34 protein-coding genes and 1 pseudogene are annotated in these 22,446 nt (G+C 49.5%); 2 read left to right on the top strand and 33 right to left on the bottom strand.

Annotation, left to right across the window (positions count from 1 at the left end):
- Nucleotide 1: 1 nt before the first annotated feature.
- The 25 genes and pseudogenes from GPJ68_RS13755 to GPJ68_RS13870 all read right to left on the bottom strand — a co-directional run bounded on the left by GPJ68_RS13755 (nucleotide 2) and on the right by GPJ68_RS13870 (nucleotide 16,287).
- Nucleotides 2–3,505, bottom strand: a complete 3,504-nt coding sequence (locus GPJ68_RS13755) for a phage tail tape measure protein (protein ID WP_180836722.1) — start codon at nucleotides 3,503–3,505, stop codon at nucleotides 2–4.
- Nucleotides 3,506–3,551: 46 nt separating this feature from the next.
- Nucleotides 3,552–3,887, bottom strand: a complete 336-nt coding sequence (locus GPJ68_RS13760) for a zinc ribbon domain-containing protein (protein WP_032665364.1) — start codon at nucleotides 3,885–3,887, stop codon at nucleotides 3,552–3,554.
- A 55-nt stretch (nucleotides 3,888–3,942) separates the two neighbouring features.
- Complete coding sequence (locus GPJ68_RS13765) at nucleotides 3,943–4,224, bottom strand: DUF4035 domain-containing protein (protein WP_180836724.1); 282 nt, start codon at nucleotides 4,222–4,224, stop codon at nucleotides 3,943–3,945.
- An 8-nt stretch (nucleotides 4,225–4,232) separates the two neighbouring features.
- The gene (locus GPJ68_RS13770) at nucleotides 4,233–4,616 is read right to left on the bottom strand and encodes a phage tail assembly chaperone (RefSeq protein ID WP_001549114.1); all 384 of its coding nucleotides are present in this window, start codon (nucleotides 4,614–4,616) and stop codon (nucleotides 4,233–4,235) included.
- A 32-nt stretch (nucleotides 4,617–4,648) separates the two neighbouring features.
- Nucleotides 4,649–5,068, bottom strand: a pseudogene (locus tag GPJ68_RS13775) (phage tail tube protein); the annotation flags it as partial.
- Nucleotides 5,069–5,127: 59 nt separating this feature from the next.
- Nucleotides 5,128–5,475: a DUF3168 domain-containing protein gene (locus GPJ68_RS13780; RefSeq protein WP_180836726.1), complete on the bottom strand. Its 348-nt coding sequence runs from the start codon at nucleotides 5,473–5,475 to the stop codon at nucleotides 5,128–5,130.
- Nucleotides 5,472–5,921 (bottom strand): HK97-gp10 family putative phage morphogenesis protein, encoded by a 450-nt coding sequence (locus GPJ68_RS13785; RefSeq protein WP_058671167.1) that lies wholly within the window; start codon nucleotides 5,919–5,921, stop codon nucleotides 5,472–5,474. Before GPJ68_RS13785 ends, GPJ68_RS13780 begins: the two co-directional genes overlap by 4 nt.
- Entirely contained in the window at nucleotides 5,918–6,256 is a 339-nt protein-coding gene (locus GPJ68_RS13790) for a phage head closure protein (RefSeq protein ID WP_104717539.1), read from the bottom strand. The genes GPJ68_RS13785 and GPJ68_RS13790 overlap by 4 nt, the downstream gene beginning before the upstream one ends.
- An 8-nt stretch (nucleotides 6,257–6,264) precedes the next feature.
- Nucleotides 6,265–6,585, bottom strand: coding sequence for a head-tail connector protein (locus GPJ68_RS13795; protein WP_016150483.1), 321 nt, complete (start codon nucleotides 6,583–6,585; stop codon nucleotides 6,265–6,267).
- Complete coding sequence (locus tag GPJ68_RS13800) at nucleotides 6,582–6,794, bottom strand: hypothetical protein (protein ID WP_180836728.1); 213 nt, start codon at nucleotides 6,792–6,794, stop codon at nucleotides 6,582–6,584. The genes GPJ68_RS13795 and GPJ68_RS13800 overlap by 4 nt, the downstream gene beginning before the upstream one ends.
- 38 nt (nucleotides 6,795–6,832) lie before the next feature.
- The gene (locus tag GPJ68_RS13805; protein ID WP_180836730.1) at nucleotides 6,833–8,041 is read right to left on the bottom strand and encodes a phage major capsid protein; all 1,209 of its coding nucleotides are present in this window, start codon (nucleotides 8,039–8,041) and stop codon (nucleotides 6,833–6,835) included.
- A gap of 13 nt (nucleotides 8,042–8,054) precedes the next feature.
- On the bottom strand, nucleotides 8,055–8,708 hold the full coding sequence (locus GPJ68_RS13810; protein WP_016150486.1) for an HK97 family phage prohead protease: 654 nt from the start codon (nucleotides 8,706–8,708) through the stop codon (nucleotides 8,055–8,057).
- A complete protein-coding gene (locus GPJ68_RS13815; protein ID WP_016240220.1) occupies nucleotides 8,695–9,924 on the bottom strand; it encodes a phage portal protein in 1,230 nt (409 codons plus the stop codon). The genes GPJ68_RS13810 and GPJ68_RS13815 overlap by 14 nt, the downstream gene beginning before the upstream one ends.
- Nucleotides 9,924–10,109 (bottom strand): hypothetical protein, encoded by a 186-nt coding sequence (locus GPJ68_RS13820; protein WP_008323320.1) that lies wholly within the window; start codon nucleotides 10,107–10,109, stop codon nucleotides 9,924–9,926. Before GPJ68_RS13820 ends, GPJ68_RS13815 begins: the two co-directional genes overlap by 1 nt.
- Before the next feature lie 10 nt (nucleotides 10,110–10,119).
- Nucleotides 10,120–11,877: a terminase large subunit gene (locus GPJ68_RS13825; protein WP_180836732.1), complete on the bottom strand. Its 1,758-nt coding sequence runs from the start codon at nucleotides 11,875–11,877 to the stop codon at nucleotides 10,120–10,122.
- On the bottom strand, nucleotides 11,877–12,374 hold the full coding sequence (locus tag GPJ68_RS13830; protein ID WP_003841734.1) for a phage terminase small subunit P27 family: 498 nt from the start codon (nucleotides 12,372–12,374) through the stop codon (nucleotides 11,877–11,879). Before GPJ68_RS13830 ends, GPJ68_RS13825 begins: the two co-directional genes overlap by 1 nt.
- Before the next feature lie 191 nt (nucleotides 12,375–12,565).
- Entirely contained in the window at nucleotides 12,566–12,766 is a 201-nt protein-coding gene (locus GPJ68_RS13835) for a hypothetical protein (protein WP_180836734.1), read from the bottom strand.
- The gene (locus GPJ68_RS13840) at nucleotides 12,763–13,113 is read right to left on the bottom strand and encodes an HNH endonuclease (protein ID WP_180836736.1); all 351 of its coding nucleotides are present in this window, start codon (nucleotides 13,111–13,113) and stop codon (nucleotides 12,763–12,765) included. Before GPJ68_RS13840 ends, GPJ68_RS13835 begins: the two co-directional genes overlap by 4 nt.
- Complete coding sequence (locus GPJ68_RS13845) at nucleotides 13,101–13,334, bottom strand: hypothetical protein (protein WP_180836738.1); 234 nt, start codon at nucleotides 13,332–13,334, stop codon at nucleotides 13,101–13,103. The genes GPJ68_RS13840 and GPJ68_RS13845 overlap by 13 nt, the downstream gene beginning before the upstream one ends.
- A gap of 907 nt (nucleotides 13,335–14,241) precedes the next feature.
- The gene (locus GPJ68_RS25220; protein WP_224774718.1) at nucleotides 14,242–14,439 is read right to left on the bottom strand and encodes a hypothetical protein; all 198 of its coding nucleotides are present in this window, start codon (nucleotides 14,437–14,439) and stop codon (nucleotides 14,242–14,244) included.
- Nucleotides 14,396–14,665, bottom strand: a complete 270-nt coding sequence (locus GPJ68_RS13850) for a hypothetical protein (protein WP_104651375.1) — start codon at nucleotides 14,663–14,665, stop codon at nucleotides 14,396–14,398. The genes GPJ68_RS25220 and GPJ68_RS13850 overlap by 44 nt, the downstream gene beginning before the upstream one ends.
- Before the next feature lie 7 nt (nucleotides 14,666–14,672).
- Nucleotides 14,673–15,287 (bottom strand): glycoside hydrolase family 19 protein, encoded by a 615-nt coding sequence (locus tag GPJ68_RS13855; RefSeq protein WP_180836740.1) that lies wholly within the window; start codon nucleotides 15,285–15,287, stop codon nucleotides 14,673–14,675.
- A complete protein-coding gene (locus tag GPJ68_RS13860; protein ID WP_044702861.1) occupies nucleotides 15,288–15,569 on the bottom strand; it encodes a phage holin family protein in 282 nt (93 codons plus the stop codon).
- On the bottom strand, nucleotides 15,556–15,942 hold the full coding sequence (locus GPJ68_RS13865; RefSeq protein ID WP_001283172.1) for a phage holin family protein: 387 nt from the start codon (nucleotides 15,940–15,942) through the stop codon (nucleotides 15,556–15,558). Before GPJ68_RS13865 ends, GPJ68_RS13860 begins: the two co-directional genes overlap by 14 nt.
- Before the next feature lie 93 nt (nucleotides 15,943–16,035).
- Entirely contained in the window at nucleotides 16,036–16,287 is a 252-nt protein-coding gene (locus GPJ68_RS13870) for a hypothetical protein (RefSeq protein ID WP_233615108.1), read from the bottom strand.
- Nucleotides 16,288–16,527: 240 nt separating this feature from the next.
- Between GPJ68_RS13870 and GPJ68_RS13875 the strand changes: the two genes are divergently transcribed.
- Together GPJ68_RS13875 and GPJ68_RS13880 are read left to right on the top strand one after the other, a co-directional pair.
- A complete protein-coding gene (locus GPJ68_RS13875; protein WP_128612392.1) occupies nucleotides 16,528–17,613 on the top strand; it encodes a hypothetical protein in 1,086 nt (361 codons plus the stop codon).
- Nucleotides 17,614–17,631: 18 nt separating this feature from the next.
- Nucleotides 17,632–18,144 carry a hypothetical protein gene (locus GPJ68_RS13880; RefSeq protein ID WP_128612393.1) on the top strand — a complete coding sequence of 171 codons (513 nt, stop codon included), beginning with the start codon at nucleotides 17,632–17,634 and terminating at the stop codon, nucleotides 18,142–18,144.
- Nucleotides 18,145–18,166: 22 nt separating this feature from the next.
- On the opposite strand, the gene GPJ68_RS13885 is transcribed toward GPJ68_RS13880, so the two are convergent.
- From GPJ68_RS13885 to GPJ68_RS13920, 8 genes are all read right to left on the bottom strand, one after another.
- Entirely contained in the window at nucleotides 18,167–18,529 is a 363-nt protein-coding gene (locus GPJ68_RS13885; RefSeq protein WP_180836742.1) for an antiterminator Q family protein, read from the bottom strand.
- A gap of 14 nt (nucleotides 18,530–18,543) precedes the next feature.
- Complete coding sequence (locus tag GPJ68_RS13890) at nucleotides 18,544–19,533, bottom strand: DUF968 domain-containing protein (RefSeq protein WP_180836744.1); 990 nt, start codon at nucleotides 19,531–19,533, stop codon at nucleotides 18,544–18,546.
- A gap of 7 nt (nucleotides 19,534–19,540) precedes the next feature.
- The gene (locus GPJ68_RS13895; RefSeq protein ID WP_180836747.1) at nucleotides 19,541–20,332 is read right to left on the bottom strand and encodes a KilA-N domain-containing protein; all 792 of its coding nucleotides are present in this window, start codon (nucleotides 20,330–20,332) and stop codon (nucleotides 19,541–19,543) included.
- 109 nt (nucleotides 20,333–20,441) lie between these two features.
- Nucleotides 20,442–20,810, bottom strand: a complete 369-nt coding sequence (locus tag GPJ68_RS13900; RefSeq protein WP_180836749.1) for a RusA family crossover junction endodeoxyribonuclease — start codon at nucleotides 20,808–20,810, stop codon at nucleotides 20,442–20,444.
- On the bottom strand, nucleotides 20,807–21,127 hold the full coding sequence (locus tag GPJ68_RS13905) for a LexA family transcriptional regulator (protein WP_180836751.1): 321 nt from the start codon (nucleotides 21,125–21,127) through the stop codon (nucleotides 20,807–20,809). Before GPJ68_RS13905 ends, GPJ68_RS13900 begins: the two co-directional genes overlap by 4 nt.
- 1 nt (nucleotide 21,128) lies before the next feature.
- Nucleotides 21,129–21,347, bottom strand: a complete 219-nt coding sequence (locus GPJ68_RS13910; protein ID WP_071692359.1) for a hypothetical protein — start codon at nucleotides 21,345–21,347, stop codon at nucleotides 21,129–21,131.
- The gene (locus tag GPJ68_RS13915; RefSeq protein WP_104651420.1) at nucleotides 21,334–22,002 is read right to left on the bottom strand and encodes an MT-A70 family methyltransferase; all 669 of its coding nucleotides are present in this window, start codon (nucleotides 22,000–22,002) and stop codon (nucleotides 21,334–21,336) included. Before GPJ68_RS13915 ends, GPJ68_RS13910 begins: the two co-directional genes overlap by 14 nt.
- Nucleotides 22,002–22,445, bottom strand: a complete 444-nt coding sequence (locus GPJ68_RS13920; protein ID WP_180836753.1) for a hypothetical protein — start codon at nucleotides 22,443–22,445, stop codon at nucleotides 22,002–22,004. The genes GPJ68_RS13915 and GPJ68_RS13920 overlap by 1 nt, the downstream gene beginning before the upstream one ends.
- Between the last annotated feature and the right edge of the window lies 1 nt (nucleotide 22,446).

Here is a 22,446-nt window from a genome sequence, read left to right on the forward strand (position 1 = left end):
ATTATCGCGTTCCTTTCATTGCGTTCCAGATGTCGCCGCCGGGACGAATGTCACGCATCACATTTTGCTTATAACGTCGATCAACAAATTCCCCGACCTCGGCACCAAATTGCTCAAGGCCTGGCGAGGCCTGTGTTTGAGTGTTGCCGTTGCCATCGATGGTGATATAAACCTGTGGCGCCGAAGATACAGACTGACCTCCGCCACCTCCGACCGCACGAACGCCCAGCGAACCATCAGCGGCGCGCGTAAGCGGCATAATGGCTTCCGGACCAGCCTCGGCAAAAACCCCTGCGCCTTTGGCAAAAGCAAACAGCTGAGGCGTCTGGAAAACGCCATTGCTGTAAGCGCTCAGGGACGGAGAGTCGTAAACATTACCCTTCGCATTAAATGTGAAGTTCGCGCCAGCATTCTGAATAGCGGTACCGCTGCTGGCGGTTGCGGCTGACGAGGCACCAAAACTGAACAGTGATCCAATTGAGCTGACGCCATTAGCAACAGCCATGTTCACCAGAACGTTCTGGATAATCTTCAGTACGCTCACGCCCCAGTCCTTCCAGCTGTCAACGTTGCCATTGAGCATGTCGGTGATCGTGGTAACCGCGCCACCCATGGCCTGCTTCATGCCGTCAGCGGCCATGGAAGAATAGTCAGTAGCTTCGTCCACCCAGTTCGCATAACCCTCAGACAGTCCCGTCATCCAGTCGTCACGCTGCGCATCAGAAGCTGCGTAATATCCCTCCTGGTCGCGCAGGCGCTCTTCGAGGTAGCGCTTATTAAGTGCCAGCCCCTGCTGATAGAGCGTCTCGTCGATTTCACCAGCCTGACGCTGGCGGAGAAGATCGGTATTCTTCTGCTCAAACTCCTTACGCAGGTTGAACTGCTCCTGAAGTCTTTCACGGAACCTGGTTCCCTGCCCGTAGCCCAGCAGTTGCGCTTCATTGGCTGCGCGGGCGCTGGCGTTACTGTCAGCAAGGTTGGCTTCGTAATTTCGCAGTTGCTCACGCAATTTAACCTGGTCAATCAGCGCAGCATTCTGCAATACCGTCTTTTTCTGGGCTTCTGTCAGAGAAGCAAGCTCCCCCTGGCTGACCTGGTATTTAACCTTCGCCAGTTCAGTATTCTGGCCTTGCAGGGCAATCTGCTCTTTTTGCTGCTTGATAAGGCGCTTATACACATCCTCGGTTTTCTCGCCTTCGGTTTTACCGCCCTTCGCCTTAGGTTTGTTGGCCTCATTATTCCGCCATTCAGCAAGACCGTTATTAATCAACTCCTGACGGCCTGTCTGGAATTGCGGATCACTGGTTAACCCCAGGTCATCGGCTGCATAACTCAGTCGCAGGCGCTCTTTTGCTTCACCCTTCAGGCGTGACAACTCCAGATCCCGGCGGCTCTTTTCGAGGGCATCGGTTTGCTTTTTGTCGAGGTCGGCCTGAGGAAGTCTGACCGGGACGTTAGCCAGCCCCTGACGCGCCATAAGGAGTTGGTTACCCAGGCCGAGTAATCGATTAAGTTCATCGTGCTGCCCATTCATCAACAGAAGTGATTGATAAGCCCGGTTCTGATTCGCTGCCTCCTCCCGAATTAGCGTCACACGCCGATGCTCAAGACCTTCAAGAACCTGTTGGATAGAGGCAGATTTCTCCTGCATCTGGGCAAGCCTTTCCTGCTCAACAGATAACTGTTCAGTGACTGTAGCCAGTCCACGGGTCACGGTATCCAAAGATGTCAGGTGGTTAATCATGAAACCACCGCTGGTCGTTGGACCGGGATTACTGATCACTGACTGATAACCAGCCATCTGCTCTTTCAGATTTTCTATCTTGCTCTTTTGTTCATCTATCAGCCTGTTCTGCTCATTCAATGCTGCGCGCGTTTTCTCAGCATTGTCTGAAGCTTCAGGCAAAGACATTGCCTTCGACTTTTTACTGACTTCATCAATCGTGGTGGCGTATTCCTGCGCCGAACGACGGGCCTGCTCCTGATTTTGATAGACCGCATACCAGGCACCAGCACCCAACATGACCAAACCCGGTATTCCGCCGATGAGACCAAGTGCACCACTCATCAGGCGAGTACCGACTGATGTTACATTGTTGAGATTTCGCTGGGTGGAGATGCGATTTGCCAGATTCCTGTCTCTGGCTGCCTCCGCAGAAGCCAGCCGTCTTTCAGCAATAGCCTGAGCGTCGGCATTTTTTGCAGCCACCAGCCCTGCCTGCGCACGCTCAAGCGCAGTTCTGGCCCTGACTTTTTCTGTGGCGGAGCCACTTGCAAGAGCAGTGGTCAGCCTGGCTTGAGCTGCTGTGACTTTGGCTTCCGCTGCCGCAATTTTTTCTTGCTGAGCGGCCTGAACATCTGCACTTCGCGATCTTTGAACAGCTTGCTGGGCTCGATAAACTTCTGCCCTTGAAGCTGCAACAGCAGACTGAGCCGCTTTATCCTGCGCGACAGCAAGGGCAACCTCTGATTTCGCAGCTGAAATTAGCGCACCTGTTGCGCTACTGGCGCTGGTTACAACTCCGCTGAGGTATCTTGCCAACCCAACACCAACAAGCGCCCCAGCGACTGTTGTAATTGTTGACATATTGTCAGCAACGTCATTCAGAGCGCCGCTCACTGCTGATGAAGTAAAAGAATCAAGCGTCTGGGCAACATTATCCAATCCGCCAGACAACGCATCAGTAGCACCGGTTGCCTGGTTTACACCGCCCACCCAGGCCATGAATGAGTTAGTTACTTTTTGAAGGGATCCGGAAACCGTTTGTGGCATGCTGGCAAATTCGCCCTGCAATGCTCCTAACTGGCTCATTAAAGCTGGGACAACCTTATCGATCGTAAGCTGTCCCTGGTCAGCCATGCTCTTGAGGTCTTTACGGGCTACACCCATTCCCGCAGCCAGAGCGCGGATTACCCGATCACCGGCTTCGTTAACGGCATTAAATTCTTCACCACGAAGAACGCCTTGTGCGAGCGCCTGGCTGAACTGAGTAATAACAGAGCTCGCCTCCTGAGTGTTAGCCCCGGAAAGTTTGAGGCCGGTAGAGACAGCTTCGGTAATTTTCAGAACTTCGTCAGAGCTATAACCGTACTCGCGCATTGAGGCAGCTGCTCGGGAAAAAAGGTTTGCGTTATCTGAAAATGCCGTGCCGGTTCTTTGGCTGATTTCCATTAACTGACGCTGTGAAGCGGCAAAATCATCAGCAGAAGATGATGCCTGTTTAAGACGAGCGTTTACGGAGTTCCACTCATCAGCAATCTGCACAATTTTACCCGTTGCAAAAGCTGCCGTAGCTGCGGCAGCAGCCCTTCCAGCCGATGCAAATCCGGCAGTCAAATCAGAGAGCGCCCTTTCGCTCTCTCTGGCAGCAGCAGCGGCCTGCCGACCACCATTCTGCATGGTGCGGTAATAATCCTGCCCCATTCGTGAGGCGCGGGAAATTTCCGTCTGGAAAGATTGAGAATTGGCGGAAATTTTGATTATTAATTCGCGTAAGGTTGCCATTTATCCAAACTCCAGACGTAAAAAAACCGCCGAAGCGGTTTTATTTTTATTGTTTCCAGACCTTTTGCCTGGCTTCTTCAAGGTATTCCTCATCGGTTTTAGCCGGAGGTGATTCGGCCATCAAATCACTGCCACAATGTTTACATTTAATGGCTGCGTTTTTGATTATTTCCGCACAGAACGGACACTTTTTCATACCCTCATTTTCAATTAAGTCTTTTTCTTCAGCTGCAACATCTTTCTTAATTACCAGCGAGTGTACAAAGGCAATAATAAACAGCAATGCACCATAAACCCACCAAGCAAAGAAAGAGCGGCCTTTGCTTTGAGCTATTAAGGCTGGAACTAAGCCTATTACAATTGAAACAAGTAAAATTTCCATTTTCTATCCCCAGAATTATTAGTGGCTAAAATCCTAATGTTTTCTGGGTAAAAAGTCACTGAGTTGCAGCAGCAGTTAGCGCCGCCTCAAACCCTGCAAACGGGTCCTTCGGTGCTGATTGCTCATCACCACCCCATCGCAGGATCGCATCGTCCAGCGGTACTTTTGCCCCCTGCGAGCCGTAGATGGCAGAGACGAGCTGGGCGGCCTGAATGTCGCCACGGATATCGCCAACCGGACTTTGCCTGTCGTACTCAATCCACATCAGAAGCTCGCTTGCCGTCATATTCTGCCGAAGCTCTGAGAGCGTGCGCCCCATCCGGAGCGCAAGCGACATCAGAAACTTTACGCCGGGGGTTGAGACTTTTCCCGCGCTTCGTCCGCGTTGTTGATCAGGTCAAGCGCCTGCTTGAGCAGGCGTGAATGGACGGGGCCGTAGATTTCACGCACCTGCTCTTCTTCGTCTACGCTGAATACCGGTTGCTTATCGGTGTCGCACAGGACGTCAATGAAGAGCACCACGTCAGCGCAAAGATTACGGTGTGCCTTTTCCGATACCGACACATTTTCATCATCAGCACCCGCTTTCACCACCTCCTGCCAGCGCAGCCAGGCTTCTCCAGACGGCTCACGGAGAACCACTTTGACGCCTTCCCACTCAGGAACGGCGACCGTCTTATGACGAAATCCCGACATCTTAGCCAGGGCGAGATTTTTAATATTCTTCATGCGACCTCTCAGGAGCCAGACTCGATGTTTTCAGGCTTACCTTTCAGGCGCAGGGAGAACGTTGCCGCCACTACGCCGTTGGTACCTGAAGACCAGGTGTGCTGGCGGATTTCAGCCAGGAACTTAAAGCCCTTGCCGGACGGGAAGATAACCTGGAAAGCGTAGGTCGTATCGTTGTCATAGGCCTCACGCAAGGCGTCCTGCGCCGGATTCTTGTAGAAGTTGCCGGACAGAGAGATTTCTGATGGAGAAGGCAGGCCGTTGATGTTCTCCTGCTCGGTAGAGCAAAGTGTTGTTACGTCGATATCCTGCTTCTGACCACCGGTGAACTGAATTTCTTTGATGGTGCAACTCAGATCGAGGAAGGTTGCGGAATCCATCGTTTCTTTGGTGGCTGGCAGGGAGGAAATAAGGATCTTCGTCAGCTGCGATTTTTCATAAAGTGCAGACATAGCTGTCTCCTGGAAAAAGAAAACCCGCCATCAGGCGGGTTCGTTGGGTGAATTAATTGTCAGGGGGTAACTTTAAAATCCAGGGTGGCACGGTAGAGCCGATAATCTGGCTCGTAACCGGGGATTTTTACCACCTCTGTAGGGTTTAAGGGCTTAAGCGAAGTGAGCGCCAAATCTCTCAGGGTGCGTGATTCAGTGATCGTAGTGGAATACACATCTACCTGAATGGAAACCCTGCTCTCTGCCTGGCCGCACAGCACGTCAGCGGAAACATCATCGACGATGGAAAAAATAATCCAGGGTGGCGAGACAGACGGTTTTCCGTCACTACCTAATGGCGCAACATAGGGGTATACCCGTCCTTCTGCCAGGGAAGAAAGCAAGGCGTAGATATTATCTTCATTCACTTGCTCAATACCTCATCAATAGCCTGATTCATCCTGGCAATGGCGACGCTGGCGGCCTCTTCCTCGCGAGTATCGTAAGCGGGTCGCACAAACGGATGTGCAGGCATGTTCGCGGTGCCCAGCTCAACGAATCGCCAGTAAAAGGCGTTTCTCGGGTTATTCGCCTTCATCGTGTTATCGCTGTTTCCGGTGCGCGGGTTAACGCCACGAATATGGACGCCGGAAGAAATCTCCCCGCGGCGGCGGCTTTTTTGGGTCACCACCACCACGTTTTTTTTCAGTTTGCCGGTTCGTTCAGGCGCCCTTTCTACCACCTCGTCTTTCAGAACCTCTGCACCAGCTCGAGTGGCATCACGCAGAACTTTGTTGTTTTCGGCGCGGCTCAGTAATTCCAGATCACGGGAAATCGCTTCAAGGCCAGAAAAATCAAGACTGATATCAATCACTTTTCCGCTCCATTTTTGCAGAGTATTTCCAGCCTGGTGGCTTTGCTGTCGGGTATGGGGGGACTGATGATATTCAGTACCGCGCCTTTAAATGGTCCTGTGAGCACCTTTAATCTTGACGCAGCAGTCACATCACGCCGGAAACGGACCCACACCCGGATCGTTGCCTGCGCCGTTTCCGCACCCGATTGCAACTGCTCCCTGCCGCTGATACCCAACACTTCCGCCCATATGGTCTTTCCCTCCCGCCACTCTTCAACCGGCTGGCCTGTCGTATCACGAAAAGAAGTAAAGTTCAGGATAGTAACGCGATGGCGTAATCGACCTGCCTGCATACTCCCTCCTACGTTCCCGGTCTTTTGCGGTGCTGTTTGAGAATCGCCTCAACACCGAATGGAATAGTATTGACGCTGTCGTGACTTACTGGCTCTCTGTTCTCATACCAGTGCGATACCAGCAACATCAGGGCCAGCTTGACATCGTCATCAATTACCAGTCCATCCGGGTCATCTTCCGGAACAGCGTCATCATAAAGATGGCGATTAACAATTTTTTCGGCATGTTTCAGAGAGGCATTAAGGTACAGTTCCAGCATTACATCTTCGGCATCGTCATCACTGTCGATGCGGCATTGGTAGCGAAGCTCTTGTATGGATGGCTTCATTTGGTTTTCCCGCGTTTTGTTACCGCTGGCTCTGGCTCTGGCTCTGCAGGGACATGAACACCGCCACCACCAAATTTGATAATGCCTAGTTCGGCAGCAATTTCCTCAGCGCGGACAGGTAGCTCACCGTCCGGATACACCCCTGCGGGAATGGATTCGACAATACAACCATCTGGGGACCACTTAAGTTCACGCAATAATTCAGGCATAAATCACCTCGAAAAATCGGGGCCGAAGCCCCAGAGAATTAAGCGCCAGTGCCGATCTGCAGCAGTTTAATGGCCTGAGAATCCACCAGCATTCCCCCGGTTCGTTTGGTGGTGTAGAAACCAACGAATGGTTTTTTGGTGTAGGGGTCACGAAGAATGCGGGTGCCGATGCGGTCAACAATGGTGTAACCACGCTTGAAATTGCCAAATGCAATTGCTTTAGCATCAGCCGCGATATCCGGCATCTGTTCGTTCTCTGCCACACCGTACCCGGCCAGAGAGGAAGGCTGACCCAGTTCCAGACCAGGACGCCACAGGTAGTTGCCTTCTGAATCTTTCAGGATTCGGATAGCAAACAGACTGTTGTTGTTCATCATGAACTTAGCGCCATTACGATGCACTTTACGCAGCGTGTAGACCAGTTTGATGATCGCATCAGCCGTTACGCCTGCCGCAGCGCCAGAGCGAATGTGCTGGAGAGTACCAAATGCACGAGTCTTGTCAGGATCAAGCGTGGAAGCGTATGCCAGAAAACCTTTCGGCTTCTTCGTCCCGTTACCGCTGGTAAAGGCGATTTCTTCCTGCTCTGCAAACTCAATTGCCAGTTCGCTGTTGATCCAGTCTTCGACGTTGAAAAAGGCATCATCCAGCATGGTTTGAGTCGCCTGCGGGTTACCGTAAATTTCTCCCATGAACGGCTCAATCTGACCGAGTTTAGACGCATCGGTTTCCGGGCGGGCATCAGTTTCACCAACCCAGCCGGAAGCCGTACCGCCGAGATTAACCAGTTTTTTATAGTTAGCGCCGCCGACTGTGATGGTTGTCGCCTCCTGGCGCATCACCACTTCATCTTTCAGAAGATTAAGGATCGTGCGATCCAGCTCTTCCGGCACGGCATAGCCACCATCTTCATCCACACCGACCTGCAGAGCTTTGCGTTCAAGTTCGCGCAGCCCGTCATCTTTACCCTTGCGCATAAAGCCAATGAAAGCGGTTTTATGTTCGCTTGCGGCTTTGCTCTGAGGACCACCGGCTGGACGTTTAACCTGCTTCAGTTCCTCTTCCAGCGCAGATTTAAGCTCATCCAGTTCAGACAACTTGCCGTTTAAGTTTTCAACCTCCCCCGCCAGCTTGCCCTTTTCCTGTTCAACTGCTTCCAGGCGCTTATCGTTCTTTTCTTTGAACGCATCAAACTTCGCCTGCAGTTCCTGCGCGACCTGCTCTACGTCTTTAACGTCAACTGACATAATTAACTCCTGATTAAAATTTGATGTTTTTCAGTGCATCCAGTGCGGTACTCACTTCATCAACATCACGCTGTGAAAGTGAGCTATAACCCCCGGCCATGAATGCTTTAGCCTGGGTGCGTGAGAGCCCAACATCGCGCAGGACTCGTTCAATACTTTTTTGAGAAGGGATTTCTCCGCGGGAAAATGCGCTTTTGACATCACTTACACGCGCTTCATCGTTCGACGGAAACGTGACGAGACTGACTTCCCACAGGTCGATCTCTTTGAGAAGGAACACGCCCTTAACACGGTCGTACTCCCAGTCTTTCAGCATGTAACCAATAGAAAGGCCGGTTAAAGAACCGGCCTTCATGTGGGCGTGTGCGCGTTTCGAAAGGGGGTCGTCATCAATGAGTAACCGACCTTTAACATAAAGGCCAACCTCATCCTCTTTCATCTCAGTGTAAATACCGATGGGTTCATCCATACGGTGCTGCCAGAGTAATGCAGGGAGAGCATTCTTTTCTTTCCATGCCTGAAGGGAGGCCGAAAAAGCGCCTGGCACAACAACATCATCGTAGCTGTCCTTTACGCCAAAAACAGAGCCATAGCCTTCAAACTCCCCGCTGTCGCTGACAGACTTTAGCTGTAGCGGAATATCCAGCCGCTGTTTAGTCATCGGCATTATGTTGTTCCTCGGTTGTTTTGTTCTTGCTGCTGTCTGACGGCTTCGTCGTCATGTTCATTGGCGTAAGGTAAATATCTCCTCCTGCGCGTGGGTTAAGTTCTTCAAGCTCCCGGCAGTCATTTGGTGAGTAAATCCCCCAGTTAATGCCTGTTGAATACGCCTCAAATCGCGACTTCATATCCCCGCGCAGCAATGCGCCGGCATTGAATTTTGCGTAGTACACACCCTGCTTTGATTCCTTCACCAGCCCGATGTTGATTCGCTGCTCAATACGGGTCATATACGGAACGAGTGAATAATTGATAAACCCCATGCCGAGATTTTCAATATTGTTAAACGTCGAGCGGTCAGTGTTCTGCACCATGTGCATCGGCACCCGGAACAGGCGGCATATTTCCTCCAGCTGGAATTTCCTGGTCTCAAGGAACTGACTGTCTTCCGCATTGAGCGCCATCGACTTCCAGTCCAGTCCCATTTCGAGAATCATTGGTCGGTGCGCGTTGCTCAGCCCGAGGTGACGATCCTCAAAATCCTTTTTCAGCCTTGCGTAAGCAGCGTCAGTGAGCGTTTGCTCAGTGCGGAGTACGCCGGAGGTAACCGCGCCATTTGAGAACAACCGCGCCCCATGTTCCTCTGTTGCCATTCCCAGAGATATTGCTTCTCTTGCATAGGCTATAGGGTTCAGCCCCACCAGCCCGTCAAAGGTAAGCGTTCTGACATGCCAGATATCATCCTGCCCAAGCACGTCTGTTGAGCCATCGGGGAATGTTACCTGGTAAACCGGTTGCCACTGGCTGTTAAGCTTTGGTTCAACACACCCTGGGTCAATGGGAAGAAGCTCCACCACCTCGCCAAGCGCTTTAACTTTGTAGGCGTAAAAATTACCGCGAAGACAAAGACAGACAATGACCAGTTCCCAGAACTCCTGAGGGGTCATGTAATCATTTGGCTTCATCGTCAGTAATTTATGCAGCCTTTCGGAAGTCGCTTTTTGTTTACTGTTTCCGGTTATCTTGTACAGGTTACAGGGCAGCATGCCCATCGACTCAGCAAGAACCCTGATACAACCGAAAACTGCTGTAAGCCGCATGGCTTTCTGGCTGCTTACCCTTTTCCCTGTATAGGTGTCGTAAGTCATTCCCACTGCTTCAGCGAGTTCTGCCGGAGTAGTGACAGGGGCGTCACTTTTTTTGAACATTCCGGGGAAAAACATCAGTCAGTCCCTCCTCGCAATGTTTTCCCGGCCAGCGAAAGCGTGCGGGAAACCAGCCATGACCAGATAAGGCAAAGCATACCCGCACTGATTAAGCCTCCAGGCGGATAAATCATCCATACACCAAACGAAAGCAAAATAGCGCCCATCACCCCGATCAGTGGGGCGAGAATCATCAGGATCATAACTGCCTCTTTATAATGAACGGACGCCGTAACTTTCCAGATGGTCAGAGAGGCTGTCCTGTTGTTCGCCGCCGTTTACAAGCATGCGACTCATTGCGGTAAACAAGGCGGCAGGCCCGTCTATTTTCGCTTCTGGCGTGGATTTGTTCGGAAAGATATTGTCGTTTTTGTCAGGCTTGACGGTGACGTTAGACATCATCCAGTTCATAACCGGATGATTGCTGTGATGAAAACGCCCGCCATAAACCAGAGACTCCACCTCTTTCATTGACTCAGAAAAGTTTCTGACCGTTTGCGGAACCTCCACCAGCGGTACACCCTCTTCTGCCAGAGCCAGGCTAAACTGCGTTGCGCTCCAGGGGTCGAACCCGGTTTCCTTCAGGTTTTCGCCACTAATCCATTCCAGAAAATCAGCTTTAATCTGCGCATGATCGATAACATCACCATCGGTCAGTTCCAGCTTCCCAAGCTCAGCCCATTTGCGATACATCTGCGCCATTTGAGCGGAACATTTTTCCAGCCGCCCTTCGGGTAACCAGAATTTAAAGTCTGCATGCGCGTGACCGTTGTCTGCCCGCCAGAGTTTTACCGCAGCACAAATATCAATCTTGTGGGCCAGATCCACACCAGCCCACATCGGGTAGGTTTTCAGCTCATGACGGGGGGCTATAAACTCACAGTTTTCCCACTTAATCATGTCCATCCAGGCTGACTCAGCGGTCACCCAGATATTCATGTGTTTGGTGAAAAAGTTAACCCTGGCGGAAACCTGTTCTTTGGCCTTCTTAGCCAGACGGCGAAGGTCATCCCAGCGCTTACAGATACCGAGTCCGGGGTTAGCCTTTTGCCAGACCGTTTCATCAAACGGATCATCATCTTTATCCAGCGTGAAGATGATGGCAAAAAAGGTGTCATCCTTCACCGCGCCTTCCACTTCGCTGTTATAGCCACGCAGAACCTTAATGGCATAATCGCGCAGCTCGTAACAAATCCCTTCTTTGTTAAACCCGGCTGTCGTTATGCCAAACAGAAGAGACTGCAATCGTGCGCCGGTTGCAGTCTCCAGAACGTCCCAGACATCACGGGTTTTATGCGCATGAAGTTCGTCGACGATGCCACAATGGATATTGAGACCATCCAGATTATTGGCATCAGAAGAAAGCGGTTCAAACTTGGATGCTGTCTGCTCCTGGTAAATCGCCAGTTTATTGAATTCAAACAGTCGCCCCAGTGTGGGTTTCGCTTTTTTAACCATGTTTTTCGCATCTTCAAAAACGATGCGAGCCTGATCCCGCGTTGTCGCTGCGGAATAAACCTCTGCCCCGCCCTCACCATCGGCGCCAGCCATATAGAGGCCAACGCCGGAGGATAATGTCGATTTGGCGTTTTTACGGGCTACCTCGTTATATGCCGTGCGAAACCTGCGGACCATCACAGGACGTCCACTGCCATCATTACGCAGAACAATTTCGCCTGTTTCTTCATTTACCAGGGGGATAACAAAACCGAAGATGTTGATCAGAATGAAAACATGCCAGTCCATCAACTCAATCGGCTGGCCTGCCAGTGCTCCTTTAACATGAGGCACGAATTTATAAAAATTGAGGATATGCTGTGCGCGGGGCTCGCTGAAATAGATGCCACGTTCTTCACCGTGCCTCAGATCATCAAGAAATCGCTGGCAGGAAAGACGGACAAACTCACAGGCAATAACTTCCCCGGCAACGACGCGTTCGGCGTAACGTATGCCATCAGTAACTTTTGCCATCAGTCCCTCGAATTTAGAAATTGACTTAACAGATCATCATCGTCTGGTTTGTCTTTACTGACCTTAGACCTGCTGGAAGGAGTCATACCAAACTCCGCTAACATCGCGCGAAGTCGCTTCCAGGCATCAGCTTTCATCATGGCTGCCGGATGCGGCTTGATCATTCGAATTTCACGTTCTTTCCCTTCATCAGCATCATCATCGCTGTATACCGCATAGGTATAACCTTCCCGATCCAGCGTTTCACAATGATGGCGGTATTCCGTATATGCCTCTACCAGCAACTCCAGAGCCCTGGCATCCAGTTGAGATATGACGCCAATGGCATCAAGTTCTTCGGCCATCCGCTTAAACCAGTACTTCCCCTGCTTGTCGAAATGCTTGGGAACTGGGGGTACCCCTTTAGGTGGCTGCGGCTCGTTTTTGTTGATAGGCCGTTTGGATGGGTTACCCCTCACCAAACGCAGATGGGTAGGGGTTTTCGGCGGTCCAGACATAATCGAAAACTCCTATTAATCATCGGCTGGGGTACCCCAAAAAAAGTTTTCTAACCTGCGGCGATGTGAAGAAAGGTTAGGCGGCGGTCCTTAGCAGGCAGGGGCCTGAACTTTTGACCCGCCCTCCCCCGGTAGTGAGAATAGATATCATTCACCTCAAATGATTGCATTTGAAATCATTTTGCGTTTCATCAGTCGAGATGGAAGTCATCACTGAGGTTACGGCGCCGCGCGCTGCTCGCATTGTGCGGGCAGGCGCTGGAGTTATAGCCTGACTGGCCGCAGTAACCGCAGCGCAGGTTCGCACGGCGGGTTGAGCCTCCCCATGTCTTTGGGCAGTTCGCTACGGTGTGCAGCGTCGAGCCGCAGTAGGTGCAGCGTGTATAGCTCATCGGGCTCTCTCCGTTGCGGTCTTGCGCTTATGGCATGGCCAGCACAGCGATTCAAGATTGCTGTCGTCGTCTGTGCCGCCGTGAGCTTTCGGGATAACGTGGTCGACCGTTTCCGCTGGGCGTGGTCTGCTGTTGCGCAGGCACTGCTGGCAGATGTGTCGATCACGCTTAAGGATGCGGGCGCGGATGATATCCCACTTACTGCCGTAGCCACGCTCATGGCGACTCTTGCCCTGCTGATGCTGCTGCCAGCCCTCATTGCGATGCTGCTCACAGTAGCCTGATCGGTCCGTTGTCGTACCAGGACAACCGCGCTTGCGACATGCGCGAGGGATTAGTGCTGGCATCGTTCAATCCTCACGGAACCATAGAGCACCTGCCGTTTAACTTCACCGTTCTCTGTCGTCATATAACCACGCTCATCAGGAACGGCTGCGATTACTTCGCCCTTCTCATCGTCAGCAGTGAAGACATGCTTTATCTCTTTACCATCAACTAAGACGAGGTACCGCTCTTTGCGCAGGTCAATCTTTCTTCCTGGATCATCATCCAGAACTGTAAGCCTCATGTGCGTTTCCTTTTAGACGTGAGCCTGTCGCACGGTAAAACCGCCGAAAGTTAACGGTTTACCCAGGCTCACAGCTGAAAGACTTTCTTTGATGTGCGCGTGCGAAGCGCATGAAATTCCGATCCGGATACCATGTGTTTTTATCAGGATATCCAAACCTATTTGCTTGCCTTATTTTGGTCGTCACGGAAGTAAATCCGTGCAATGGAGATATGAGCAATGAGTCTAGAAAAATTATTAATCAAAGACAGGAAGTGCGGTACCTGTTCTGTTTGTTGCCATTCGTTACGAATCGAACAACCTAATCTTAAGAAACTCGCCGATGTGCCATGCCAGCACCTTAGACCACAAGGGGGATGCTCGATTTATAATGCACGCCCAGATGTATGCCGTACCTGGTATTGCGGATGGCGAATAATGGATGTTGGCCCAGAAATGAGACCCGACCGGAGTGGGGTTCTGATCCGTTTCGATGGCTCCTCATTCTGTTTTCAACCCGTAGATAAAGATCGTGTATCGTCTTTGCTCGATTCAGAGCCGCTGCGCGTTTTGGGTGCATCCATAGCCAATGGAATGAAGGTTGAAATATCAGTCCCCACGAAGGAAGGGTATTGCTCAGCCAATTTGGACGTTACTGAACTTATGTCAGAGGTCGTTAAAAGTAGAGAGTATGAAAAAATGCGGTCCGCACTGCTTGCGGCTATCCAGTTTGCGTCACATTCAAAGACAGACCCTGTAGAACCACTGGAGTGATTATTCGAGTCGGAGCCCCCTCCGACTCTTTAAAATGGTACTTCTTATAATGCTTAAATTTTTCTAGTGGTCTGACTTCCTCATTATTAATCGACACCATTAATGATTTATCAGATCGAACAGTTATTTTTTTCATTGCATGGTTTTCTCTAATTTAATGAGTCCAGCCAGCCTCTTCTGATTTGCAGTTCGCCTGCCACGCTCTGTTGTGAGCCAATATGTCCCGTTTCGTCTGTTTATCCAGCACGGCAATATCGTGCTCAGTGAGGTAGATGATGCTTACCCAGTCACATGCCGTGTCCGTTACTTCAGGTTTTGCGGGTAAATTTTTCGCGCAACTCGCGGTCAACATCGTCATCAGGAAGATGACTAACAGTTTGCTGTACATCCCTGGCTCCTTTTGTTGTTTCTACCCGGCGTTCGGCTACCGCTTCTGTAGCTGCTGCACGCTCTTCAGTGCGTTGCTGGTCCGCTTTTGTTTCGGCGATACTGGTACCGCGAGATTTACCCAGACCAAAAGCACCGGCAATTGCTGCCAGCGCGGCAACAATCAGGCCGATAATCATTTCAAGTCCCATAGTGACCTCACACCAGTGCGGCTTTAGCTTTGGCGTAACGTTCACGGCGGTCTTTAATGCCGTTCTGCCCGCCGTTAATAATCTGCGTGACGCGTTCCACATCCCCCGAATAGAGGAGACAACCGCGTAACGTGAAGTACCATGCCGCCGAACGGGCCGCGTGTCGCTCTTGCGTCAATAGTTCCGGAGTGCTCACAAGGTCAAGCTTCAGCGCTGTACCGCATTTGGTGTAGTTCTCACGACCAGTGATTTGCAGCAGGCCACGACCGCGATATTTCCAGCCATCACCCTGACTGTTATTCCCCATGCGGTCACCGTAAACCAGATTGGCTATTTGTGGCTGATGAGCGACCTGTTTACCATCAACACGACCCAGCATTTCACACTGATACGGCGTCAGGCGATTACCGAAGGTTTTCTTCAGCCCTTCAACCGAGTAGTTAAAGTTTTCTACCAGCGAGGTAAAGCCATTGGATTCATGCCCAACTTGTGCAATGAACATGGCCTGATCATTAATCGCTGTAATTCCAAAGTCTTTCATTGCCGCATCAATGTGCGGAAACCAGGGCGCAGAAAGCCCGGCGCTGATACCAGCCGCCTGCTGAAATTGTGATTGGTTCATTTATTGCCTCAGATGATCAACCAGGCGTGCCACGTTGCCTCTGACGGCGACCAGCACAGACAGGAAAATAATGTTGGCCCCGATAGTGGCCCACGATGAATAAGGGTAGATACCGCAAAGATACGCCAGCGGTACGGCGCTATAGATGACCGTAAGCAGCCACGCTAAGCGAGATATCCATGGTCGATGTTGGGAATCACCGCGACGGTAAAACATCAGGGTCAGCACTACCCCAGCGCAAAGCAGCGCGTTGATTGTTGCCGATGGGTCATTTAGTACCACCTGAACCTCCCCGGCGCGTTATCAGCGCCACCAGCGAGCCGACATCCTGGTTGTTCAGGAACGTCAGGATTTTGACAGCTAAAGCCGAAACGATTACGGCACCGATGGCATCCAGAGGCTTATCACTGTAACCAGTCCAGTCAGCCAGCTTTGAACCCACCAGCCCTGAGCAGATGATCCCGGCGATGTAGGACACGACAAAATACGCCAGCCGACGCGTTGCACTAAGGTCCGCAGCTGTTGCAATGTAAAATACAGCTCCGGCAAATGCGCCAAACACGACGCCGTAATCGGTTCCGGACAGAAATCCATAAACACTGGCACCAGTCAGGACACCACCAGCCAGCCCAGTACCGGAAATCGGATCGGACATTTAGCCCCCTCTTTATTGCTGTGAGTCCTCTCAGAAATGAGGGGAATAAAAAAGGCCGCATAAGCGACCTTCGACATTGGGTTATTGGTGTTTTTATATCCAGCGGTTCATCAATTCCGGCTGTACCTTTTGAAGCACTTCTTGCGGTGATGATGCCTCAATAATTTCTGAGAATACACATCCCCTATCATTGAGCATATGCTTAGACCTAGCCATTTTAGCGCTATCTCTATCAAGATACTCTTCTGAAACAACAAGATGCTTCTCAACTTCCAAACCTTCCTCTTTATGCTGGTAAACGTAATAAAACCCCATGGAATCTCCTTTCGTTTGGGTGTCTGTCATGAATACCACCATAAAGCAAAAAACCCCGCCAAAGCGAGGTTTAAAATCTTATAAGTACGTGTCTAAGTGACCACTCTTAACACAGTAATCTAGAAAATGCGGACCGCGTTAATGCTTTTTTGAATTTTTTGATTTATCTTATTGTTTACAGACAGTTACCGTCTACTAGCCATGTTGATTACAACAAAATAAAATCAACCTAATCAGATGGTTACGTTCACGAGACAAGGAACAAGGCTAATGAAAGAAAGTCGCAGCAAGGTCATTCAATATAAACGCGCGGTCATTCCTAACTGCACAGCAACGCTTCAGCAGATCATTGACTCAATAATTTCTGAGAATGGCACTGCTCACAAAGTCAGCACCCGCAGGGAGCAGATTAATCCTTCTGATAGTAACAGCGGCTTCAGAATGGTAAACCGAAGCAGTACATTCAAAACAGTGTTATTCGGACAACTTATTTTATTTGAGCAGGGTAAAAGCCAAACCCTTATGACAATCGCTGATGATGTCAATTATTATGACATCAACGCTATAACTTCGAAGCAAATAAAGCTAGCCGAAGATGATGCAATAAGTGAACATGACAAAGAAAAAATAACAAGAGAATTCGTTGATTCAATACTTTACTTTGGAATTCGTGACAATCACGTGATGATCGTTCAATCATCTTCCCTTAGAACTAAGGATATAGAAAACCATCTGAATTGGTTAATACATTCATTCGGCAACATCTTTAATGGTGATAATTTTCTTGTCCTTCAAGATAAGCCGACAGAGGACACCATAAGAAAAATGCACGAGTCACCTGTAAAGAAAATAAATCTTGGAAGTGTTCCAATCAAAAACGCAGATTCAAATGATGTAGTAAGTTTAAAAAACATCAGCGACCCACTTGACCTTCCTGTAAATATCAGGGAACCGTTAGAGAAGGTCAAAAAGATTAAATTTATGCCTACAGGTAAAGGCGGTGACATAATGAAAGCCGCTTTTGGTGAAGGATGGTTTAATAATTTACAACTTGAAGATTCTCTTGATGAGTCAAATTTACAAGTTAACTTAGAAATAACTTATTTCCGAAAAACAAATAAAGATGGACAGCGTGTGCTCGATACTTTGGCGACATCACTCCGGAATCTAGATGATGAAGATATCAGCATCAATCTACAAGGTGGGGGAGTTATTAAAGGAAGCGATCTGAAACTATCTGGAAAAATTAATGTCCAATATAATAATGGACTTATTGATGAAAATGACTTATATTTACAGATGCACAAATGGTTAGCTTCAAAGGTTCAAACTGGAGAAGTAAAAGTTAAAAACTAAATTTATTGGGAGGCGGAGATGAGTTTCTTTAAATTTATATTAAGATTCTTTTCCGCCTTTACTATTGGCTTTATTGTCTTTTATTTTGCTTCCAAAAAAATCGACTTAAGTGGTACTTCTGCACCATGGTCACTCATAACCTTACTGGCATTTCCTTTCAGCTATTGCATTGCAGCATTTTTCAAGGTGTCTGAAGCTGACGAAAATATATCATTATCCGATAGTGAACTTAGAAGATTACGGCCAATAATCGATATAAAAAAAAGACATCTCGCATTTTTAATTATTTTTTATCTCCTAGCTGCTTTTTCAGGGGCAATTGGTATGTTTGCCATACCAAAAGACTCAATGAGTTACTTGTATTTCATATCCTCCTGCGGTGGAGGAATTGCGGCCTCACTGTATTCTTTCTTTTTTATCAGCTCTATAAATAGCGAAATACAGCGATTCAAAAGCATTTTATTACATCGAGCTGAAAATAATAAAAAAACAAAAGAGTTTATAGATTCATTAAACAAAAAAGCGGATTAAAACCCGCTTTCTTGTCTTTCTATTAATCCATCTCTAAACTAATTTCTAGCATCGAGAGGCAGCCATCAATAAACCCCTCGGCCATCTGTATCTCGATGCGTATCAATTTCTCATCCTTCTTTCGCGCTTTAGCTATCTTCCGCTTCGAGATACCGTACATGTAGTGAGCGACAAGAAGCGAATGCTCATATGGCTTTCGGCTTTTCAGTCGTGCCAGGCAACCTTCAATGATAAGCGCATCATCATCAGTACATGACAATCTGGTTTTGCTTGTCTGCGGTAAAAGTCCCTTGAATCCTGCCGCGATCGGGGAGTAATCCACACCAGAATTATCGCTTGATGCCCAACCGCCCCAGCGCTCTAATACCATATGAATATCTCGCATGTTATCTCCACTGTTCATGCCAGTACGCCGATTGCCAGCGCACGATCTATAACCCGAAACACCAGGACCAGTTGGTCACCGTATTTCGCTTCAAATGCCACAGGATCAGCATGCAACTCGTCGTGATGCTCTCTGCACAGAGGAATCACAAACAGGTCGTGTGCCTTTGTACCCATTCCACCCTGCCCGTGGCCAATCAGGTGGTGGGGGTCGTCAGCTTGCTTGTTACAGCAGACGCACGGCTGGGCCTTAACCCATCTCGTGTATTTCTCATTCACCCAGCGGCGACGCTTGGGTTTAAGCATGAAGGATTCCGGCGTCTCCGGGTCTACCTTCATTGCCACTATCTTTTTCGCTTTCTCCTGCACCAGTTGTTGAGCGGGTAATGTCGGAACAATATCGCTTTCACGTGTTACCGACTGGTGAGTCTCTTCATTCAGACGAAGAGCTTTATGGGCTACGGCTTCAGGTATCTCGTCAGCCAGGTCGTTCCTGACCATCCACCAGCAAAACTCCGGCAGCGTCAGAATGTGGTCCTCACTGAAACCTAATTGGCCGTTTACAACCTTCAGTATCCAGGATACCAGGTTTTCACGTGCTATACCCGCCAGACCTTCAGTGAACTGATCACGAATTTTTAAGTCACAGCCCCAGCACGTGCGGATTGAGCCAGGCGCATGCCGGGTGATGGTGTAGTTGCGGTCGTGCCACTCGCTGTGTGGGTACTGACATTCCAGTTTTCTTTCGAGCCAGGCATCCAGTGAATTGAGTCCACCAGCACAATGTATGACCTTCTGATTTTCGAAGACATCACGCATTAACGGATCGTTATGAAGCTCCTGAGTTGTCTCAGCCAGCAGACCAGATGGTAACTCAGCCATTGACTCTGCCTGTGGCTCGATAAGAACACGCCCATGTCTGAACAGATGCATCAGTTCACTGCCTGGGCGAAATATCACTACCCCGGTCATCGGTGCAACTTCAGGTGTAAGTAGAGCTCTCACTGTTACCTCAGGCTACGATGTCGATTATTTTTAGTAGTTCACTAAACTTAGATTCGAAGAAATGTGGCTGTGTTTCTCTTGGGTTGGCTGGACTGGTGATGTTCTTCCCGTACATGCAACCTTTCGCAGTTAGCGACCAGAACTTTTTAACACCATTGACACCGGTGCGACTGTGGCGCTCTTTTTGCTCAACAATGCCAAGCCTGGACATCATGTGATAAACCTGATTCGCTGTGATGCGGATATTTTTTGCTTTGAGGAGAGCACTTAGTGACTGTGTCGGGCGACTGGAACCGTCCAGGGCTCCTGCGGGAGCATCAATAGCATAATGCGGCATTAGATCCGGTAAACCTGCTACCTGCTGGAGCTTTTGATAAGCGCCAAGTTTGGATGAGTTCGAAAGATTGAGCAGTTTTGCAGCAGATTCAAGCAAGATTACCCCAGCCTGAACACGATCGGATGCACCTGCAGATTTTCCTGATGTTTGAATGGCATCAAACGTCCTGATCACTTTCAGATTGAATGCTGCGCTAATCCACATTGCGTATGAGTAAACTAATTCACGGCAAACATATGTACCCTGCAATTTTCCGCCTCTAATAACACTTACTGGCTCAGGTACATCCGAGTTGCAAATTTGCAACTCGGTTATTAATTGCTCCGTTTGTTCATTTCGAAGCCAGAAAGCTGGCTTATGTTTATCAAGTCCACCTGCTGCTCGGTGAAGATCATTGAGGCTATAACGACCAACAACGTCACGACTTACGGATACACCATCAATTACCATCAACTGATTCATAACCTTCTCCACTTATTGAAATGCGAAGCGGACTGCACCCCACTACGCCGGTTTTCGTATTTTACAGACTTCGAAATGTGCTTGCATTGTCACCTGTATGTTTGAACAGTTATTTATAGTGACTAATATTGATTTCTACTCTTCCGGGCTTTGCTACCGGCCCCCACTCGATAGCCATCCGTTTAACCTGACTGTCGTCTTCCCAGACTCTGGCATTCGTCAGTGCGTCGAACAGCGCTTTGTTGTAGTTGTCCAGATCCCGCCGTCTGTTATCTGGCGGGAAAAGAACTATGTTTACCTCAACGTTGACGTTAACTGGTTTCGGTATGCCGCCGTACTGCTGCACAACAGAGGCATAAACGTTCTTTTTGAACTTCCTCCCCATCTCACTAATCAGATGTTTACCCTTTAACGCTCCACGGTCAGGGGACCGGTAATAGGTGTTAACTGTTGGCGGGAATGGCAACGTTAATTTCATTGCTGAACACTCCTCGCTTCCAGCCATAACAAGGCGCGTTCTCTTGAATCACTATCACCGTTAATGAGTGACTTGATGATCGATATCGCGTCTGCCTCATCATTTCCTGAAATAACGGTGATCCCTCTGGAAAATCCAGGCGCAACTGAGATATATCCCTTCTTCGCTATGGCCTTCACATGTTCCGCTGCCGCATTTGGTGATGAGCAACCAATTAGCCCTGCCAGTTCACATATCGTTGGAGGGAATCCAAACCTGCGCTGATAGTTCACGATTGAACCAAGTACTTCACTTTGTCTCACGGTAAGTTTGTTCACTTCAGCGCTCCTTAATCCGCTTGTTCAGAATCCCGACTTCGAGATACAAATGTGATGGCGTAAAGCCAAGTTGCTTAACCATCCCCATGGCACTGTTAAAAATTGGTCTGGCTATTTCGTCACAATTCATACCAGGGTTAGCCTTGCGTTTAGCGCTTATTTCCTCGTTGCATCTTCTGGCGATGTTACGAAGCGCGTTACGTGCTTCAACGTCCTGCATAAACCACCTCCAGCAGCGGAGCAGGTTTAGCAACGTAACCAGGGAACATGATTACATCAGGGTTTTCTGCCTGATTTCCCCAGTGATGCCAGCCGAGAACAGCGCAGCGGCTGAACAACTCAATGCGTGACACATCGCCGTATAATTGCTCCAGACGGTAACGCGCTTCTGCTGGCTTCTGGCTGTGTTCGCCGAGTGGGCTGTAGATAACCTGCTTCACGCCTGCGTTTAACCGTTCCAGCCCTTTACCACGGGTGGCGATGAGAAGATCCTCTGTATTGGCGCGGGTATAGTTACCACCGTTCATTCGGGTCTGAGCGTTCAACAGGTCGAGGAAGTCGTAAAAGTCCTCTACTCCACCAGCCTGAAGCGCTTTATTGATATGCTGTTCTGCCAGTGCGTTAAGCTTCACCCAGGTGAATCCCTTCATGGTCCGAACCTTAAAACCCCATGCCTCAGCAAGTTCGATCGCTTCACGGGTATGTGTACCGGTGAACCACATGGCCAGAACGGAATCTTCCGCAGCCAGCTCCCAGACGGGCAGACGTTTTATGTCGATGAGTTTCATCGTGCCGTAATGGTTTTCCGCTGCGCCATTGCTGATAGTGTTCCCGTATTCCCATGGTGGATCAGCGTAAATCAGTGAATAGTTCATTAACGGCCTCCCGAAAATCGACCAGCCAGATAGCATCCGTCTTCGGCAATAACTGCTGGTTTAGCCAGGCCAAGACAGCGCTGACGTTCTGTCAGTATTGCTGCTCGCTCTGATTCAATGGCTGATGCACTGAACGCCTCCATGTAAATCGTCGCGGCACGGTGAAAAAGACCTTTCGACTCTAGGCCTTTCGCCGTTTCCATCAGGGTGGTGACTTCAGGAGTTGGTTCAAACACCTCGAAGTGGCAATCTGCTGGCGGTTCCGCGTAGTAACGGAATTGACGGCCATCACGTTTACGTGTTGCCAGTTCTGAACCATAAAGTCGGCAAACAGTGAGTTGAAGTTGGTCCTGGCTGTATTGGGTCAGACCTTCGATGATGTCCCTGGTCGTGGAGCCGGGGTTCATGGCAATAAACATCTGTACCGTTTTCAGAATGCTCATC

The sequence above is a fragment of the Citrobacter sp. 172116965 genome (genome assembly GCF_013458095.1).
GTDB lineage: Bacteria > Pseudomonadota > Gammaproteobacteria > Enterobacterales > Enterobacteriaceae > Citrobacter > Citrobacter braakii.